Origin of the sequence: Desulfocucumis palustris (genome assembly GCF_002933875.1) — a bacterium.
GTDB lineage: Bacteria > Bacillota > Desulfotomaculia > Desulfotomaculales > Desulfocucumaceae > Desulfocucumis > Desulfocucumis palustris.
On the sequence record NZ_BFAV01000150.1, the window covers coordinates 110,043 to 128,628 of the forward strand.

Annotated in this window: 7 protein-coding genes; 2 read left to right on the forward strand and 5 right to left on the reverse strand. The window is 46.1% G+C overall.

The annotated features are described in order from the left end of the window. Positions 1 to 65: 65 nt before the first annotated feature. Both DCCM_RS13845 and DCCM_RS13850 read right to left on the reverse strand, forming a co-directional pair. Positions 66 to 1,055, reverse strand: coding sequence for a DUF6208 family protein (locus DCCM_RS13845; RefSeq protein ID WP_104372975.1), 990 nt, complete (start codon positions 1,053 to 1,055; stop codon positions 66 to 68). A gap of 84 nt (positions 1,056 to 1,139) precedes the next feature. Then, the gene (locus tag DCCM_RS13850; protein ID WP_104372976.1) at positions 1,140 to 9,248 is read right to left on the reverse strand and encodes an SDR family NAD(P)-dependent oxidoreductase; all 8,109 of its coding nucleotides are present in this window, start codon (positions 9,246 to 9,248) and stop codon (positions 1,140 to 1,142) included. Between the two features lie 143 nt (positions 9,249 to 9,391). On the opposite strand from DCCM_RS13850, the gene DCCM_RS13855 reads away from it, so the two are divergent. Further along, positions 9,392 to 10,288: a LysR family transcriptional regulator gene (locus DCCM_RS13855; RefSeq protein ID WP_104372977.1), complete on the forward strand. Its 897-nt coding sequence runs from the start codon at positions 9,392 to 9,394 to the stop codon at positions 10,286 to 10,288. 265 nt (positions 10,289 to 10,553) lie between these two features. Then, complete coding sequence (locus DCCM_RS13860; protein ID WP_104372978.1) at positions 10,554 to 11,831, forward strand: radical SAM protein; 1,278 nt, start codon at positions 10,554 to 10,556, stop codon at positions 11,829 to 11,831. A 141-nt stretch (positions 11,832 to 11,972) separates the two neighbouring features. Here DCCM_RS13860 and DCCM_RS13865 read toward each other — a convergent pair whose 3' ends face one another. From DCCM_RS13865 to DCCM_RS13875, 3 genes are all read right to left on the reverse strand, one after another. After that, positions 11,973 to 15,005 (reverse strand): MFS transporter, encoded by a 3,033-nt coding sequence (locus tag DCCM_RS13865; RefSeq protein ID WP_104372979.1) that lies wholly within the window; start codon positions 15,003 to 15,005, stop codon positions 11,973 to 11,975. A gap of 23 nt (positions 15,006 to 15,028) precedes the next feature. Beyond that, on the reverse strand, positions 15,029 to 15,568 hold the full coding sequence (locus tag DCCM_RS13870; RefSeq protein ID WP_165792170.1) for a GNAT family N-acetyltransferase: 540 nt from the start codon (positions 15,566 to 15,568) through the stop codon (positions 15,029 to 15,031). A 127-nt stretch (positions 15,569 to 15,695) separates the two neighbouring features. Continuing rightward, on the reverse strand, positions 15,696 to 18,455 hold the full coding sequence (locus tag DCCM_RS13875; RefSeq protein WP_104372981.1) for an adenylate/guanylate cyclase domain-containing protein: 2,760 nt from the start codon (positions 18,453 to 18,455) through the stop codon (positions 15,696 to 15,698). Between the last annotated feature and the right edge of the window lie 131 nt (positions 18,456 to 18,586).

Genomic DNA, 18,586 nt, shown 5'->3' on the forward strand with positions numbered 1-18,586 from the left:
TCCACATAGCGCTTTAATCACCAGATCGATTTTATTTTATCTGTATCAGACATCCTTCCAAAATATCAACCAACGTTATCCTTTATGCTCAAAATTCTATATTTCCCCTCCTTTACATGGAAATTGCAGTATTCAATATTACGCACAGCAGCATGATAATCCTTAAACTTGTTGTAGATAATTCTTATGAGATATGTCCCATTTCGTGGCATTTCATCGGATACGAACCGGGTCTTTGCAAGCATAAGCCAGAATACCGGAAAACCGCATGTATCAAGTACAACCAGGTATACACTGGCTTTTTCGGATAGACTTTGAGGATAATCGATTTGCAGGACCTCTCCCTTATCCAAAAGCCCATAGTAAAAGATGGTCCCCGCATTACCGAACGGCAAATAGGCTTTTCGCACAAATTTGCCCGGCAAATGCTTGTGCCATTGTAGGGTTTTTAAAACGTAATAATGCAAAAAACAATAGAAGCCATTTCCACGGTGCTTCAGATCACTCATAAACTTTTCATAACTTTCTATTTCAGGCTCTATCGGACAGGGTGGAATTTGTAATTTGTTGTCGATTTTTACAGCAGGACATTCGCCATTTTTATCCCAATTGTAATAGCGCAAAAAAATTGCATATGTCCCCGGCGTCAACATGACCGATTGCCATGAATCATGATTGGTGCATTTCATCGAACTCAGGGTACTAACCTCTCTTCCATGCCTGTAGAAGGAAATGATCCATTGTTTGGCGGACTTTCGGGCTGTTTCCACATGGATGAGGATTTCACCGCTTACCTCAAGGGGGCCCACATGGTGCTGTACCGAGTGGGGATTCCACCTGGGCGCGACAATCATTACATAGGGAAGTCCCCAGGTCCTTGTCTGGCTTTTGGACCAACCCTGCCAGGAAAGAGACTCATGCTTTCCCAGCAACATTATGCCGCCTTCCTTGTTAATCTTTCGCAGAACCCAGCGCATAACATAAACAAAACCATAAGAACACGCCGAAATTACAATTTGAAACGGTATGCTGAACCAATTTACGATCCGTCGCATATAACCACCCCTCACAGCTCCTGTACTGCCTTGCGTCACTCATGTTTGAGGATTTTATTATATGTGCCTGGAAAAAAAGCTTAACTAACTATTATCCGCGAACATATCGGGCACTGTATAATTAGTATCTTCCGCAATAATATCCCTTACGGTGGCGATCCAGGATCTCAAGTGTTTTTCAATGGTTTGGTGCTTATAGCGTTTACCCGGATATTTGACAATTACTCTAATCGAGTCCATACGCACTCTCACAATCAAATCTATGTCATAGGGCTGTGCGTCGGAAGCATCTTCGTATTGATGCCATTTACATTTAGTCATTAAAGGTATACGCGGATAACCGTATTGAAAATTCAGTAAAATCGGCGCCGACTCTGCCGCGGTCGGTACCTTGCCGTCGTTGGCGAGTATTTCATATGTCAGCCCTTGATGTGGAATTTCACTATACCGTTTCTGAAAACTACTTATCAGGGTCTTCGTGGAACCCTTGGGAGAAACCGTCAAACGTAGCGGAACATCACCGGCAAAGCGTCCGGCCACATCAAAATAAGATCCTATTTCCGCTAAATTCCTGCGGTGAAAACGGTGGGTGATAATTGGCCTCATTTGGCCGGTCAACGTCGAAAGATAACGATAGAGACCAACTGAGAAGTAAAGAAACACCTTTCCTTTACCAACCTGATTGTTAATCAGTAATTCTTCAAAGGTAAAGGTTTCGTAGTATATTTCCACCGGCTCACCTTTTATGGATTTTTCGTTGTAATCATAGGGTATTCTTGTTGTACCACCTTTAACCTCATCCAACCACAGTTGCAAATAATTATCCTCCACATGATCTTTTTTCATCTTTTCGATACATGCCATATAATCTGCAAACCTGGTATCGACAGGTAAAACTGTGGCCTTGGAATCGTAGTAGTACCGGAATATATCCTCTAAAATGATTTCACACGTCCGCCCGTCCGCGATCAACATGTGAAAAACCGCCACCACCGCATATTCATTATTACCCAAGGCTGCGGCACAGATTGCCATCAAAGGCGCTGTTTCAATTCTCAGGCGCCCGATCAATTCAGATTCAGCTTCTTTCAAACGTGTTCCTATATCTTCCGCGGCACACGAACTGAGCTCCCTGTAATCCAAGCAAAGTTCGGCGGATTCCCGCGCACACTGAATGAACGTCTTATTTCTTTCAATAAACGAGTATGACAATACGGAATGCTTTTTAACCACCTTTTTCAGACTCTCGTTGAACCGGGCCAAATCCAGCGGTTCATTTAACCTGATGCGCAAGTGCTCCACAACCCCCCAGTGGGGATGCGGCCCCAAACGATTAAAGATGGACTGCTGGGCTGGTGAGAGCGGCAACTCCGCGCCGCCGGAATCATCCGCCTCCAAAGTGTAGCCCAGTTCCCGGGCCAACTTAATCGTTGCAAGTTCCAATTCTTTTAGTCTGTTGGCGTGAGATTTCCAGGCGTCGGCCAGTTCAGGCATAATGGCTTTGTGCCTGAGAAATCCGGGATCGCCGATTGTGATTGACTGTTGGTGAAGCCCATGGGTCATCCGTTCACCCTGATAAGGTTTGAGCATCTCGTTCTCAAAACTCAAATCAAGCCTGTTACATATTTCTCTCATTGTCTGTTCGGATGCGCTGACCAAATCCTCAAACCGGATTAACATTTTTCGGTCATTTGGAATATCAGTAAGAAACCTGATGATATTCGCATTGATTTTCACCCAAAGTTGCTTCGAGTATTGCCACGGCTCTTCCCGGATATTCAGCATTCGATCGAACCGGTTGTTCACAAAGGATGCCATCATGGAGAGAGGGTGTCTAACCAGAAAAATGTAGAAAGGCTTAAATCCCATTGTCTCCGCTTTTCTTAAGGTGTCCAAGTGCTCACCGTAAGTGGGGGACTTGTCCACCAGGATCCGATCGCCCACCTTGCCCGTCAAATAGCGGTAGGTTTCCGCTATTGATACGTCCTTATTTTCCAGTTCTTCCATTATTTCCAGGGCTTTCCCCGTGTCGATGTCTTCCAAAACTTTTATGGTTTCGATCAGCCCTTCTCTAAGAAAAGCCTGATTGGATTGCGTTAGGTTTTTCTTTCGTTCACCCAGCGAATCAAAATGTAATAAATGTAGTTCAGGAGGAGCGAATATACGTGAATGTCCCATTAGCATAACCCGAAGTAATGTCGAACCTGCTCTCGGCGTACTCAGAATAAAGCATAGACGTGGGGTTGCGCTTTTACTGACAGCCACTTCGTTTACCTTGCTTCGGACCAGCTCCTGCCCTGTGTATGCACTCAGTGTTTTGATAGTGTTATAACGCAGCAACTCTGTGGGATAAAGTCTTAATCCAAATCTATCCGCAATGGCTTCGAGTATTTGCATGGCTAGGATCGAGTCGATGCCGATATCCCAGAACTCCGCCTCATCATCTACTTCCTCCAGAGCAATCCCGGTAATCACCGAGACCTGCTCTCGCAGGAATTGGTTTATTTCGTTTAAATCAAAAGGTGCGGGTGTAACCGTCTCTTTCTCGCCTGTTGCCAAAAACGGCTTTTTTGATGTCATTTCCTGCCCGGTCTGTTGAACTGCGGCCAAGGGCAGTGACTGACGGAACTTTGCGCTGTCTCCGGCCATTACCATCACCTGGGAGAGACCTTCCCTGATGATGGTCTCCCCTGCCTTTAGTCCGTCTTCGGTACTGAGGGGCGACATCCCCCAAGCCCGTTTGAAGCGAAGTCTGGAGTTTTCATCCACAGCGATCCCGCCGTTCTCCCATAATGGCCAACCGATGGAAACCGTTTGTCCGTGTCGCCGCCCTTGGCTTCGCATCCATTCCCGCCATTTGGCAAAAGAGTCTAAAAAACTATTGGCATAGGCATAATCGCTCTGTCCAATGTTCCCTAATTGGGAGATTGCGGAAGAAAACAGGATAAAAAAGTCCAGATTTTCCTTCCAAAGGAATTTATCCAAATAGATAGTCCCCTGAACCTTGGGTGCAAGGATTTCATTTACATTCTCCAGTCCTTTGCGGTAAACAAGGGCGTCCTTAATTACCCCGGCGCAATGAAACACGCCATTTATTTCTCCATATTGGGCTTTAATATCGGAGATAAGGGATTCAACCTGTTCTTCTCTGGAAATGTCCGCACGGTAGTAAACTGCCTGGCCCTGGTGCGGATCAATCCGGTTCAGCTTTTCGAGTATCGCAGAATTCTTTTCGGAGCGCCCCACCAACACAACTTTTGCCCGGTGCTCCTGAATCAGATAGCGGGAGAAAATGAGCCCAAGTCCGCCAGCGCCTCCTGTCACCAGGTAAAGACCATTTTCCCTGAACGGAATGAACTCACTGCGCTCACCGGTTTTCAGCGAGCCTGGCGTCCACTCCCGCAATCCGCTAATGAGCAGTTTTCCATTTAGATATTTCAGTTCGTTATAATCTTCTCCTGGGGAACCCAGGTTCTCAGAGACGACTTGTGCCAATACATCCACTGGCGTACCTAAGGCATCTCTAGGGATAGCGAACTCCAAGGTTTGAAACTTCAGCCTGGTTGTCTCCAGCTGAATACTTCTGGCTAAACCGCATACAGCCTCATAGAAAGGCTGTCCGCCATCGGGATCTGATTCAAATACATAAAGCAGCCTGACCCGTTTTTCATCTTTTTCCAATGAAAGCGAAAATAGCGCGCGGCATATGCAAAAGATGGAATAAACCGACTGAGTAAGTTGCTGCTTAACTGATTTATTACTTCCGTTGAACCGCTCAGACGACCAGTAATGGATAATGCTGCTTAGGGATATACCTGATTTCTCAAGTTCTGAGAATAACCTTTCGTAATCTTCCGGTTTTGCAGGATCAATGTGAAATAGGCCATCGTTTTCACAACAAAATGACCGGCCAGATTTCACCCGGACGATTCTTGATGTGGAAAGCTTTCTCTGAAGCGTGTCGAACAGACCATCGTCGTCCCCGAAAATCAAAATGTCCCTTTCATTTGCAATTTCTCTGGAAGCCAGCTTGTCAGGTGTTTTTTCCTTCCATTCCCTTGTATAATATTGAATGTCCGGGTAAGATTCCGGGGATTTTACCGGCTGGGAAGAATCAGACGAAAGCCTGGGTAAGGTTTCGTGTTCAAAAAGTAATTTGGCTCTATTTTTATCGCTGGCAATGATTTTATCGACTTCCGGGAGCCAGTAGCGGTTAGTCTCAAAAGGATAAGTTGGCAGTGAAACACGTCTGGGATGGCAATTCCAGTGCAACTCTTTCCAGTCGATATGCACCCCCGCTCCCCATAGTTGGATAAGTTTCAAGAGATTCCGGTTTTGAATCAGCTGGCGAATAAACGCCTCACCCTCTGCCCCCTCAAGAAGAAAGCTATAATCGCCCACATGACTTCTGGAATTCCACAAATACAGGTCCTCAATATCCTTCTTTCCCTGGCGGAAGGCTTTTAGTTTTTTGCGCAGGTCCTCTAAATCCGATGCCAATAAGGCCAGTCTTTCTTCCATTGGCTCCCGTCCCACCTGTAGGGTATAAGCCACGTCAATCAAACGAATGTCGCCATTATTACAAATAAAATCGTACAGTTGATTAGCTCCGGCCGTAAGGCGGGCTTCATTTTTGGCGGAGAGAAGGATGATCTGGGGGGTTGGATGACAAATTTCAGAGACAGGTGCCTGGTTTTGATATTCCTCTATAATTATATGGGCGTTGACGCCACCCGCGCCGAAGGAGCTAATGCCGGCTCTCCTGGGGTAGAATACGCGATCCCCATTTACTTGCGCGAAGGGACGTTCCCAGGACGCCAATTCTCTCTGCACATAAAAAGGCGAATCCTCAAACCTGATGTTCTCATTTAACTCTTCAGTATGAATTGAAGGTACCAACTTTTTATGTTTCATTTGCAACAGTACTTTGGTCAGTGCCGCAATCCCTGATGCGGCCTCCAGATGGCCGATGTTTGATTTTACTGATCCTACTGCGCAAAACTGACGGTCCTGTGTATGCTTCCTGAAGGCCCGGGTTAGACCCTCGATTTCAATGGGGTCTCCCAGAGATGTTCCAGTGCCGTGTGCTTCGACGTAACTAATGGTGCGGGTATCGATTCTGGCGCGTTTAAGGGCGGTCTGAATCAAATCGGCTTGCAGCTGAGGACTTGGAACTGTGTACCCATTGGTCTTTCCATTGTGGTTTATTGCTGTGGACTTGATTACGGCGTAAATATGGTCATTATCCGCCCTGGCCACATCCAAAGGTTTGAGTAGAACCGCACCAACGCCCTCACCGGGAACGAACCCGTCGCCGCCTTTGCCGAACGGTTTGCAGTATCCCTGAGCAGAAGCCATTTTCAACTGGGAGATCCAGAGGTATTTATTGGGATGAAGATTCAAGTTTACACCGCCCACAATAGCCATTTTGCATTCCCCTCTCCGGATGCTTTCGGCGGCCAGATGCAGCGCCGTAAAGGATGAAGAGCAAAATGTATCGATGGCCATACTGGGACCGTTAAGATCAAGAAAATAGGAAACACGGTTTGCAATGGAGCCATAAGACGTATTGAAAGCGATATTTTCTCCTCGCAAAGATCGCTCAACCGCATAATACTGGTACTCAGCATACATGGTTCCGACGAATACTCCGACATTTCCCTGGTAATTCTCCTTTAATGCAGTTCGGGTATATCCGGCGTCTTCCATGACTTCCCAGGCGATCTGCAGGAAGAGGCGCTCCTGTGGATTGGTCATGGCTGCCTCATTAGGTGATATGTTGAAAAAGAGGGGATCGAATTGGGCAAAGCCCTCGATAAACCCTCCCCACTTGCAATAACTGCTCCCGGATTTTTTTATATCCGGGTTATAAATTCTTCGGTAATCCCATCTGTCCGAGGGGATTTCAGTGATGCAGTCTCTTCCGAACGCCAGGTTGTCCCAAAATTCAGCTGGATTTTTGGCCATCGGGTAACGGCCGCTTAGCCCGATGATTGCGATTTCCGCATCACCCTGTGCCAAATCGGCGCAAACACCATAATCATATTTCGCGCTCTCCCCCGGAACATTTGCCCCATCGCGCCTGGATGAGGCCATGGATGTAGCCGGTGGTGCGGAGGCAAAATCTTCCACTACTTCACTCCCCCTGAAGAAGGCCTCCAACCGGGGGGCATGGTGCGCAACCAGATATAACGCGGTCTCTGACAGGGTACGGACTTCAAAGAACAGCGTTTTCGAAACATCGCCCACATCCCTGGCGATTCTTAAATTGAGTTTTGTAATGAGCAAGGAATCGATGCCGTAGTTTTCCAGCGGAGTGTTCAATTCCAACTGGTTACTGGATATTTCCATTAACTCCGAGAAAATTTTCACCAGGTACTGCCGCGTTCTCTGGACGAGTTCAGCGCTGGAATCCGGATGAAAACCTTTTTGATTTTCCGAAAGGGGAATTTGCTCCCTAGGCTGGGACTGCAACTCATAATTGCCACGCCAATACCTGAAGATTGGCCGCAACTCCTGTTTGGCATATAAAGTGCGCCAAACCTTTCTCTGGCCTTTCGTAACGCCGGTTGTACGAGGTAAGTCTCCCTCTTTAAACAAATCTATTTCGTATATTTCAATCCCATGAATTTTAGATACGGCTCCGAGCATTTTTTGTGTTATTTTTTTATACTCGTCTACGCTAATTAATGTATCGATTTCCTGAAATACCACTACTCTTTCCTGGTCATCTATTTCATAGGAGAATACGGCGCCCGGCAAGGTTAGCTCGGGGAGATGCTTTTTAAGTGTCGATTCAATATCAACTGAATAATGATTCTTGCCATGGATAATAATAACTTCCTTTTCACGGCCGACAACGTATAGATTGTTATCTTCGATAAATCCAAGATCCCCCGATCGAAAGAATCCTTCCTCTTTTGTATCTTTAAGGATACCCCAAAACGTACTTTCCGTTTCCTTTTCACGATTTAGATATCCCGACGCTTTAGCGGGAGATTTGATCCAGATTTCACCGATCTCATCCGGTGCGCAAAGCTCACAAGTTTCCGGATTAACAATTATTATTTTATTAGGCTCTTCGATCTCTCCACAGCTGGTTATAAATCTTCTATCTTCGAGGTCTGTGTGCCTTATTTTATTTTCTTTTAAACCGTTAATCTCCAGAGAGAGACAGCGGATAGATTCTCCCGGGGCTTTACTGGTAACCGGACATAATTCCGAAAGTCCATAAAGAGGGCAAAAAATCCTCTCGTCAATTCCCAAAGCTCCAAATTTTGCCAAGAAATTTTCGTATGTCTGCTTGCGTATGAATTCTCCTGAACATACAATCGCTTGAAGGGAATGCAGCGAAATATTTTCAACGGCCGAGCTGTCTATTGTAGAACAACAGTAGTCAAAAGCAAAGCTAGGGGCCCCGGTTTGAGTAGCTTTATACTTATCAATCATTCGAAACCAATATTCCGGGTTCATCAGAAAACTGCTTGGTGATAGCAGCACACAGGTGGCGCCGTGCAATAGGGGTCCCAGGATGGCAAAATTCAGGCCGAAAGCATGGGATTGCGATATCCATGCCACAACACGACTATTACTATTTACTCTCCACCGAGGTGAAGCGGCCTGATACATTAAGGTCCTATGATTTATCATAACCCCTTTGGGCTGAGACGTGGAACCCGAGGTATATAACAATAAGGCGAGGTCTTCCGGTCCCTGCAGCCTCGCGCCCACAACACCGGAACAATCCGGCAGTTCATCAACGTTCAATATGGAAACGAAACCGGCAACGTCTTTTGTATGTAAAAATTCTTTAAAATTGCTGTTCGTTATAATGCAATCCGCTTTTGAATCCTTAAGAATGCGGCTGATATTTTCTATATCCTGCTCTTTGGGCACCCTGCTGTGAACTGAAAACGGTATCGCCACGATATTTGCATACCAACAGGCCGTGAGACCGTAAATGTATGCCAGTCCTTGGGGAAGGAGCAGAATTGCTTTTCCCTGGGGTTTTACGTGTTGCTGCAGAATACTGCCCAGGATTTCCGTTTTTTGAACAAGTGTTTCTCCAGTAAGAAATTCGCTCTTGACATTTTCCTCTTCATAAGTAAAAAATTTTTTATCAGGAGATTGTTTACAATTCTTAAGGATCTCGAAAAGACAAAGTCCGAATTTATTGTATATTTTTTCTTCCACTCTTATCCCTCCTTACAATATTTATTTTATATGGTAATAGACAAGTTATTTAAGAAATATTACCATATATATAAATATAAATTTCACGGAATTTCCGATGGGATTAATTGGTTTTTCCGATTTTGCAGGTAGGAGTGATATTAATGGATACACGTCAATTAAAGGCATTTGTCACAGTGGCAAGCACACGCAGCTTTACCAAAGCTGCGGAAATATTGGATTATGCACAATCAAGCATAACAGGGCAGGTGGGTTCCCTGGAAAACGAACTGGGAATCAAGCTTTTTGAGAGACTGGGCCGGCAAGTGGTCCTGACACAAAAAGGACAACGATTTATAAAATATGCTGAAAAAATTATAAATCTGTCTTACGATGCTAAAGAGGCGGTATCAGATTTGTTAAATCCCAGCGGAACAATGATTATAGCGTCGCCGGAAACGCTAGCCGCCGTTCGCCTGCCGCCTTTGATCCACCATTTTCATAATCACTATCTGAATGTAGAATTGATCGTAAAAAAATGCCACCCAAAAGAAATAACATCCTTACTAAGAAACAACCAGATTGATGTTGCCTTCTTCCTGGGGCGTGAGATGAACTTTCCCGACATTGTGTCAGAAATACTTTTATTTGAACAAATGACTCTGGTTTCCAGCCCCCACCACCCTATTACCGGAAAAATCCCAGTAACAATCCAGGATATTCAGGGAATGACATTGATTTTATGCGAGGAAGGCTGCGGCTACCGGGATGCCTTTGAAAAGGTTTTGTATAAAGCCGGGGTTCAGCCGGGGACAGTTCTGGAGTTCGATAGCATTGAAGCCATAAAAAAGTGTGTTATCCAGCAGCTTGGTATCACATTGCTGCCACGAATGGCCGTAGAGGGGGAGTTGAACCGAAACGAACTGACGGACCTGCAATTGCAGGGCGCAGATTTTGATATGAATACTCAGATTGTTTATCACAAGGATAAATGGATTTCACCCGCCCTTTCAGCCTTTCTAAAGCACTCCAGGGAGATACTGGCCAACAGGGTGAGCTAAGGACGACTATTTTGGGGATGCCGTTAACACTATTGGAATATATTTATCATGTATAGCCGCCCTGAGAATAAAAAACTCCCGCCCGGGGAGTTAAAACATTCATAATTAATTCACTTTTAGCAAAAGCCTGCAGCAATGTTTAGTTTTTTAGATGCCTGTATTTCCCAACAATACTGTTTAATATAAAACAAGCCCGGGGACAACGGCTTTAAGGCGTTTCCTACCGTTTTGCGCCTTGGGCAAAGCGAAAGGAATGGGTATAAATATGAAGCCTTTCCATCTTAACAATCTTGCAATCAGTGTTGAAAAACAAGGCCCCACCCGTATTTCAAAGGCGAGTTTCCCGCTTCGATACGGAAGGTACTCGGAGATAATTACATCCGAATACGAATTCCTGTTCAATCTGAATGGTGAAATTAAGTTTATCAGAGGCCTTAATACAAGCTGGCCTCATCCGGCGGAGCAGTTAAAACGAACTGCCGGCAATGACTGGGTGTACTATACCGTCGGTGATCGTAGCGGTAACAATGGCATAAATTCTTGGTTGGGAGAATACTATTTGCCTTGTCTTCCATATCCAAGCAACTCAATCTGGGAGATCAACTATTTGTCGGATCCCAGGATTATGAATGCAATTGCCGCATGGGCTCAATTGTACAGCAACCTATGTGTATCAACCAGAGACGGGCTATATACAAAAGCTAAGGAATTGATAGAACGCATCATAGAAAATCATGATGGTGTGCTGTACGAAAGAGCGCGGATGCTAAATCAGATCATTGGTGAAAAGGTGTCGGTTTTGCCTCCGGACACACGTCATGTCGACTATGAGATTATCCCGCTTATTATTGCGGACGGATGCCTTTATCACTGCAATTTCTGTTGTGTTAAATCGGCGAGCAATTTTCAGCCGCGCTCCAGATTTAATATCATGAAACAAATTGGTGAATTAAAGGCTTTTTATGGCCGAAACATTGAGAACTATAGCGGGCTCTTCTTAGGCAATCATGATGCCCTTGCGGCCGGGGAAGCTCTGATTTGCGATTCCGCCTCTGAAGCCTACAGCGCTTTCGGGCTTGGGAGGTATGGGGACATAACACCTTCGCTTTTTTTATTCGGGAGCGTGCATTCGCTCCTTAAGTCCGGAAATGGATTATTTGAAAAACTGAATCAGCTCCCTTTTTATACCTACATCAACATCGGGATGGAATCCAATGATACGCCGACTCTGGCATACATTGGAAAACCACTGGATGAATCATCTGTTTGTGAAGCTTTCAAGAGGATGCTTGATATTAATGCCACTTATAAAAATATTGAGGTTACTGCCAATTTTCTTATCGGAAAAGGATTGTCCGATGAACATTATCAATCCCTAAAAACGTTACTTCGCGACACATCTGTAGCCGCCCAGGGCAAAGGGACGATATATCTTTCACCCTTAAAAGACAGCCCCAAAAAACGCGAATTACTGCCCTTGATCAATAAACTGCAGGAACAAAGCAAAATGTCTGTTTATATTTATTTGATCCAACGGCTTTAATGACAATACATTGTTGCCGCCAATTCATATTGTCCGGAATATGACGGGATTGCCGGCTAAACATTGGCATATTTTTTCCTGGACTATTCAATACGCAGGGAATTAACAAAAAAGCCGGTAGATTAATAGCACACAATCCCGTCACGCCGCCATGCCGTCTTTGTCCCCGGACCGGACGGCTCTTTCCTTTCCGGACAACAGCACGAACAGCAGTAATGCCGCGCACAGGGCTATTCCCACTATCCCCACTCCCTTTTCCGCTCCCATAATCATCATCCAGCCCAGGGCTATGGGGCCAAGCATCTGGCCCACGTATTCCACCAGGCTGTAATAGCCCATTGCCTTGCCCTGGCCCAGTTCGGAAGCAGCCCTGAGACCCGCGAAGTAGTTTATAAGCAGGGCAATTCCGAAGCTGTCGGCTATCCCCAGTATTATTATGGCCACAAAGGCGGCCGTAACCGTCCCCTGGTTGGCGAACAGCAGCATGGCTCCGGCCACCAGCAGGGTGTAAACCACCACCGACTTCATGGCACCCAGGTATTTGGCTATATATTTGGTCAAAAAAGGTCCCAGATAAATAATGCACAGTCCGTTGAGCATAAAGGCGCGGCCTATGTTGGAGGACGATATGCCGGATTCTTCCGCGAAAAGCGGGAAAAAGTACATTAGAAACATGCCGCAAATGGAAACCGGTATAAAAATCAGCAGAAAGAAGGCCAGCACGTTAAGGTTGCTGAAAAAATGCCCCACCTTGGCCAGGGAAACCTTTTCCACCACAGCCTCCCGGGAGGAGACAATTAAATTTGGAATCATTTTATAGGCAAAAATACCTGCCAGGGCGATTATTCCAAATGCCGCGAAAAACACATTGGAAAACCCCATCCTTTCGGCCAGCATCGCTCCCACCACGACCCCCACGTTCATCCCGGAAAAGACACCGGAGGTAAGAAAGGCGATTCCCTTATTTTTCTCCTCCTCGGTGGAACCGGACATGGCAAAAGTCTGCAGGGCTATTATGGCCAGGCCGAAACCGGAACCCACCACGGCCCTGGAAAAAATGAACACAAACTGATTGTGGGTAAGGCCGGACAGCAGCGTGCCCGCCGCCAGCACCACCATGCCCGTGAGAAAAGCCGGCTTCCAGCCCCTGGCGTCAATCATATAGCCAGCCAATACGGAAAACAGCGCCACGAACAACATTTCCGCCGAGATGGGCAGTCCCAGCACCACGCTTTCCGGCAGTCCCAAAACCGGCTGGTACAAATCTTTCATCAGCACCGGAATAAAGGAAACCGACATAAAGGTTCCGGTAAACATTATAAAGCCCAGCGGGCGCACTATATCCACGCCCCCGTCCGGAAGCCCCGGCGCTCCCGGCCCCGTATCCTTCCCGGGGCCGGCCCTGCGCCCGGATAATATGCCCCCCAGTATGGACAGCTCGGTGAGCACGAATATTAAAACCACCAGTATGGTAGCCATGTCTATAACTATATTTTTGACCAGGGTTTTGTTCTCTTCAACAAACCCGAACAGGTCCGTGCCCACCTCCACCATGGCCACGATTTCACCCCGGGAATTATAAATGGGCCCCAGGGCGTATATCCAGTCGCCGTCGGCGTCGCTTTCCTTGATTGTGATGATTTTACCCCGGTCATAAACCGGCATGTATTTCGAATTTTTATAATCAAAATCAATGGGGTAATAAGTGCCGATGCTGTCGTCATAGAACATCAGGGCGTAAACCTTGTTGTCCGCCACCTTGTACAAGGCGCCGTACTGCCCGGCGTTCCACGGGTCCTGGTTATCATTAAATATTTTAAACAGCTGTCTCCTTACGGAGTTATAATCCCAGCCCATGAACTGCTCCAGATTATCAATCCTCTGTATGGCATCGCCGTCAATTACCGAGGGCGCCAGCTGCACCGTTTGTGCAAGATTATCCAGCACTTTATTTTCGTAACGGGTGAAAAAACTTTTAAAAAGCATATCTGAAACAATTCCCGCCGAAAGGGTCACGGTAATAAAAATGAAAGCTATCTGAACCGCGGTTCTGGGAAAGTTTCTTTTCAGCACATCAATATATAGGCGTCTGAGCATCAATACCACAACAGACAGCCAGGCCAGGGGCAGCAGCCAGGCCAAAATTCTCCCCGCCACCACCGTCCCGGGATAACCGGCGCTGTCGCCGTAGAAAACTATGGCGCCGTTTTCGCCCTGATAAATAATTCTGCCGTTATTGATGGTAAAAAGTGAACCGTCCGCGCCATGGTAAAACTGGTAAAAAGCCTGGCATTCTTCTTCAAACCCCTGTTTTTTCAGAATGTCCGGGGACAGCAGGTCCCTGATTTCTCCGGAGGAGACATCAATACTGCGTATTTTCCTTACCCCCAAATCGGCAAAGCACAGGTTTTCCCCGCCGTCCATATTTAACTTCCAGGGAATAGAGGCTCCCCCCGCCTCTCCGCTGCCGCTCACCGAATAAAGCAGGGTGGAATTCCCGCTCCCGTCCACAGTGTATATTTCTCCCTTTTTGGTGGTATAGGCGCATTTGCCCTCCTGTCCCGAACACTTGACATCCACCAGCATAACCCTTGCATTTTCCAGGGAAAAGATTCTTTTTGCCTTTGCATTCCCGCTCCCGTCCAGGGGTATTGTATACATTTCCACATCCCCCTGCCCCTTGAAACAGCAGTAGATGCTGCCGTCACGGCATTCCAGGGAACTTATCCAGCCTTCCCGCAGGGGTCTGCCGCCTTCGGGGTATTCCCTGCTGTATATTGTGCCGGCATATTTACCCTTTGAGTTAAACCGGATTATCTCCTCTTTTTCCACAAAGGCCCCGTCGGAATCCAGCACCCGGTTTAAAACATAAAAATAGCCTGCCGGGTCAACAGCAAGTTCACTGGCATAAAAAAAACTGCCTGTCTCCCTATTGCCGCCTTCAATAGAAAAAACCACATCCCCGTTGGCTGTTGTCTTCACGATTCTCTTCATGGACTGGTCGATTATATACATGTTGTGGGACGTATCCGCCGTAATAAAAGAGGGATTGACAAAATGCAGATTTTTATCGAAAGGGTTTTGAAAATAAGTATCTTTAATCTGGTACATTAAAAAAGGCAGTAAAATAAAAGCGCCTACCAACGCTATATAACCATAAGCTTTTCTACTCATGACAGCCTCCAGGTGATAAAAAATTACAATACCAGGTCATCCATTTTTTTATAATACCAATAGGTTCCTTCCCCCGGATAGTAGTACTCGGGGAAATAGCCCACCTGCTGAAAGCCCCTGGCTTTCAGGAAATATCTTATGGTTTTGTACTCATCCCGGTCAGAGGTATCAATCAGAAGATATCGCCCTCCTTTATCCCTGATAAAATCCAGCATTATATCAAACATCCTGGCGGCTATGCCCTTGTTCCGGCATCTTTTAGAGACAGCCAGGAATGCTCCAATGTACCCGTTGTTTTTATGTTCATCCTCCTTCACCCCGTTAACGGCAATAATTTCTCCCCTTTCGTTTTCCATATACCAGTATCTGCTCTTTTCTTCCCGCAGGCTCAGCAGGGGGTGGTTTCTGGCGTCTTCCTCCTCCCCCGGGGTCAATCTGGCGTCAAAGGATTCCTGGGAAAGCAGGAAGTCGGAGGCCCTTTTAGCTTCCTCCGGGGTGGTAACCTCGCAGATATAATAGTTGTCCGTGTCTTTAGAGGTATTAAGGTTTAAAGCGTTATGCATTTGACACATCTCCTTTTAATCCAAATCATTAACAAATAAATGCTGCTTGGAGTTAAAAGAAAATTACGTCAATTATTTGTTAGATGATCAATTAATTATCAGGAATAAAAATATAAACCTGTCCGGTCTAAGCCGTCAAAGTGCCGCTCCATTCCTCCGGAGCGCCTTTTTTGAAATATTCGTCGCATAAAAAGAAATATATCTTGGCCGCCTCATCCCAGTGATTATTTCTGATAACTTCCACAAACCTGCTTCGGGAATCATAAAATCGCCCGTCCTGGTAGAACATAATCCCTTCTTCAAACAGCTCCTTGGTCTCCTGTTTCAGCCTCCTGATCACCCCGGGGTCGCATTGGAACACATCGTAAATCCTGACCGGCTCTTCCTTGTTCTCCACCTGGACAAGTCCCAGCCAGCGATACTGGAATTGTTCCGTTACGGTATCATCAAGCATGTCCTCTGTAACCAGAATGGAAGTGCCGAACTTTTCCGTAAGTTTTTCTATGGTGGCCGCCAAATTGACCGTATCGGAGATAACCGCGCCCTCCAGCCGCTTTTCCTCCCCCACAATACCCAGCATCAGCGGCCCTTTATGGATACCTATACCGATATCTATGGGATTATAGCCCGACCTTTTTCGCTGTTCATTAAACAATTCCAGCTCCGCTCTCATTTGCACCGCGGCATTCATGGCATCCCGGGACCCGCCGGGGAATACCGCCATTATTCCGGCACCCAGGTATTTGCCTATAAATCCGCCGTTATTTCGTATTACCGGGCCGATTCTTTTCAAAAAGGAGTTTATAAAGTTGAAACTCTCTTCCGGCGTTAAAGAATCTGCCATAACAAAGAATGAACGAATATTGGTGAACAAAACGCACATCTGCTGTTTAACCTGATCACCCAGCTGAACGTCAACTATGCTTTCCTTATTGAGAGAACTTAGAAACTGCTGGGGTACGAAACGAAGATAAGATTCGTTCAACAGGGTGATGTCCGATATGTATTTTCGTATATGCTCGGACATTTTGTTGAAACCCTCGTTTAAATCTCCCACTTCATCCCTGGTGTTCACAGTGACCTCGACATTCCAGTTGCCGCCGGCCACCTCGTTGACCCCGTCACGCAAAACCCTGATTGACTTGAGCAACAAATAGGTCATTATTAAAAAGGCGATAACTATTATGAAAATAGCCAGGGCAATGGTCTTGCCTATACTCAACAGCAAATTATTTTTATATTGAATGAAACCGTTTAAATCCATGCCGGTTTCATATACTCCCACCGCCTTACCCTGGGGATTATACAGGGGACTCAGGGCGAACATCCAGCTTCCGTCGGGGTCGCTGGTTATAACGGTGGCAACCTTGCCGGTTTCCAGCACCTTTATATAATCCTGCGCCCCATAATCAAGGGGATAATAGGGACTTACACTGTCATCGTAAACCATAATTTCAAACACCCGGCCATCCTCAACCTTGTATACCACCCCATAAAATTCATCCGCTGTTTTGCCGGAGTTTTCTTCCAGCATGGAGTGCACCCGCTCCCTGACCACCTGGTAATCCCCGTTCATAAAGTGCTCTGGTATTGTAATATTTTCCAGCTCATTCCCGGCAATGGTTCTGGACCCCATATTGGCCAGTATGCTCATTTTGGCAAAAAGCTCATCTTCAATTTTTTGGGCAAATTTAACGTATACCACCCCCGCCACCAGAGCCAGGGAAATGGCAATCAAGGGAACAAAGACGGCAATCTGTTTAATTATCAGCGAAACCCTCCGCTGCATAATGTCAATATAAAGAATTCTGACGCCCCAGCAGATAAGGCCGGCGGTAACCAGGGGCAGCAGCCAGAAAAGCAGCTTTAGCACCATGCTCATTGCGGGATATTTAAAACTATCCAGAACAAGCTCCACCCTGCCGTCCGGCCGGGCATGAATAACCTGGTCGGCTGCCCCGGTATAAAGGGAGCCGTCCTTCGCCACGGCAACATTGGCCAGGCCGGTAAAGGGAATGTCGATACCCTGCGCTGAAAGCCTGTCGGCTGAAATCAATGTGTCCGCCCGGACGTTCATGCCCTCCGCGGTTATCCTGTTTATTTCCCTTTTTCCCACGTCCGCGAAATATATAACGTTTCCCGGCCCGGCGTTAAGATACTTGGGTATGGACCTGAAGGCGCCGCCATCACCGCCGCCGGCATACAGCAGAACGGATTCTCCATAGGGTTCAACCCTGAATATTTCTCCCCTCTTGGTGCTGTAGAAGGTTGACCCGACCCTGTAACCGGTAACGTTGGATAAATACATATCCCGTGTCATTGATACGTTAAACAGATTTTCAACTCTTTTGCCGTCAAGGCTAAGCTTGTTCAACAACAAATTATTGGTTTCCACACTGTAAAAGTAAATATTTTCATCTATTATGGCCAGGGATTGCAGCAGTCCCGTGCGAACGGGCCTTTTCGCCTCCGGGTAATCCACCCGGTAAATCACCCCGTCAAACCGCCCCTCAGGAGTATAGCGAACTATTTCTTCCGAATTTACATAATGCCCGCTTGCGTCCAGATTGGTGTCAAGCACGTAAAGAAAACCTTTACTGTCCACGGACAGCTCCGTATAAAGGCACACTGCGTCTTTATATCTGTTGTCCCTGCCTATTGCATAGGCCAGTTTTCCCGAACTATCAATTTTTAAAATTCTCTTTCTCGATTTGTCGATGGTATAAATATTGTTCAAGGAATCCGGTATTATAAACGACAGATTCTCAAATGTCATTTTCCTTTTAAAAGGCGATTCCTCAAAAAAATCCCTGTAGTTTAACTGTAAAAAGCTCAATATTACAATTGTCAATAATACAAATCCCAGCAATAATTTGCTTTTCTTCATTATTGCACCTCAGTTTCCAAACCTTTTGATATTTATTTTACCGCTATAATTACTGTATTTCAATTAATTTAGACAAATTTTAACAAAGTGTATTGCTCAGGATTGTTGCCTATTGTAAAATTAGGGCATAA

What these genes read in the sequence shown, in the direction of transcription:
- DCCM_RS13860 (WP_104372978.1), top strand. Translation starts at nt 10,554, where the DNA reads ATGAAGCCTTTCCATCTTAACAATCTTGCAATCAGTGTTGAAAAACAA.
- DCCM_RS13870 (WP_165792170.1), bottom strand. Translation starts at nt 15,568, where the DNA reads ATGCATAACGCTTTAAACCTTAATACCTCTAAAGACACGGACAACTAT.
- DCCM_RS13865 (WP_104372979.1), bottom strand. Translation starts at nt 15,005, where the DNA reads ATGAGTAGAAAAGCTTATGGTTATATAGCGTTGGTAGGCGCTTTTATT.
- DCCM_RS13875 (WP_104372981.1), bottom strand. Translation starts at nt 18,455, where the DNA reads ATGAAGAAAAGCAAATTATTGCTGGGATTTGTATTATTGACAATTGTA.
- DCCM_RS13845 (WP_104372975.1), bottom strand. Translation starts at nt 1,055, where the DNA reads ATGCGACGGATCGTAAATTGGTTCAGCATACCGTTTCAAATTGTAATT.
- DCCM_RS13855 (WP_104372977.1), top strand. Translation starts at nt 9,392, where the DNA reads ATGGATACACGTCAATTAAAGGCATTTGTCACAGTGGCAAGCACACGC.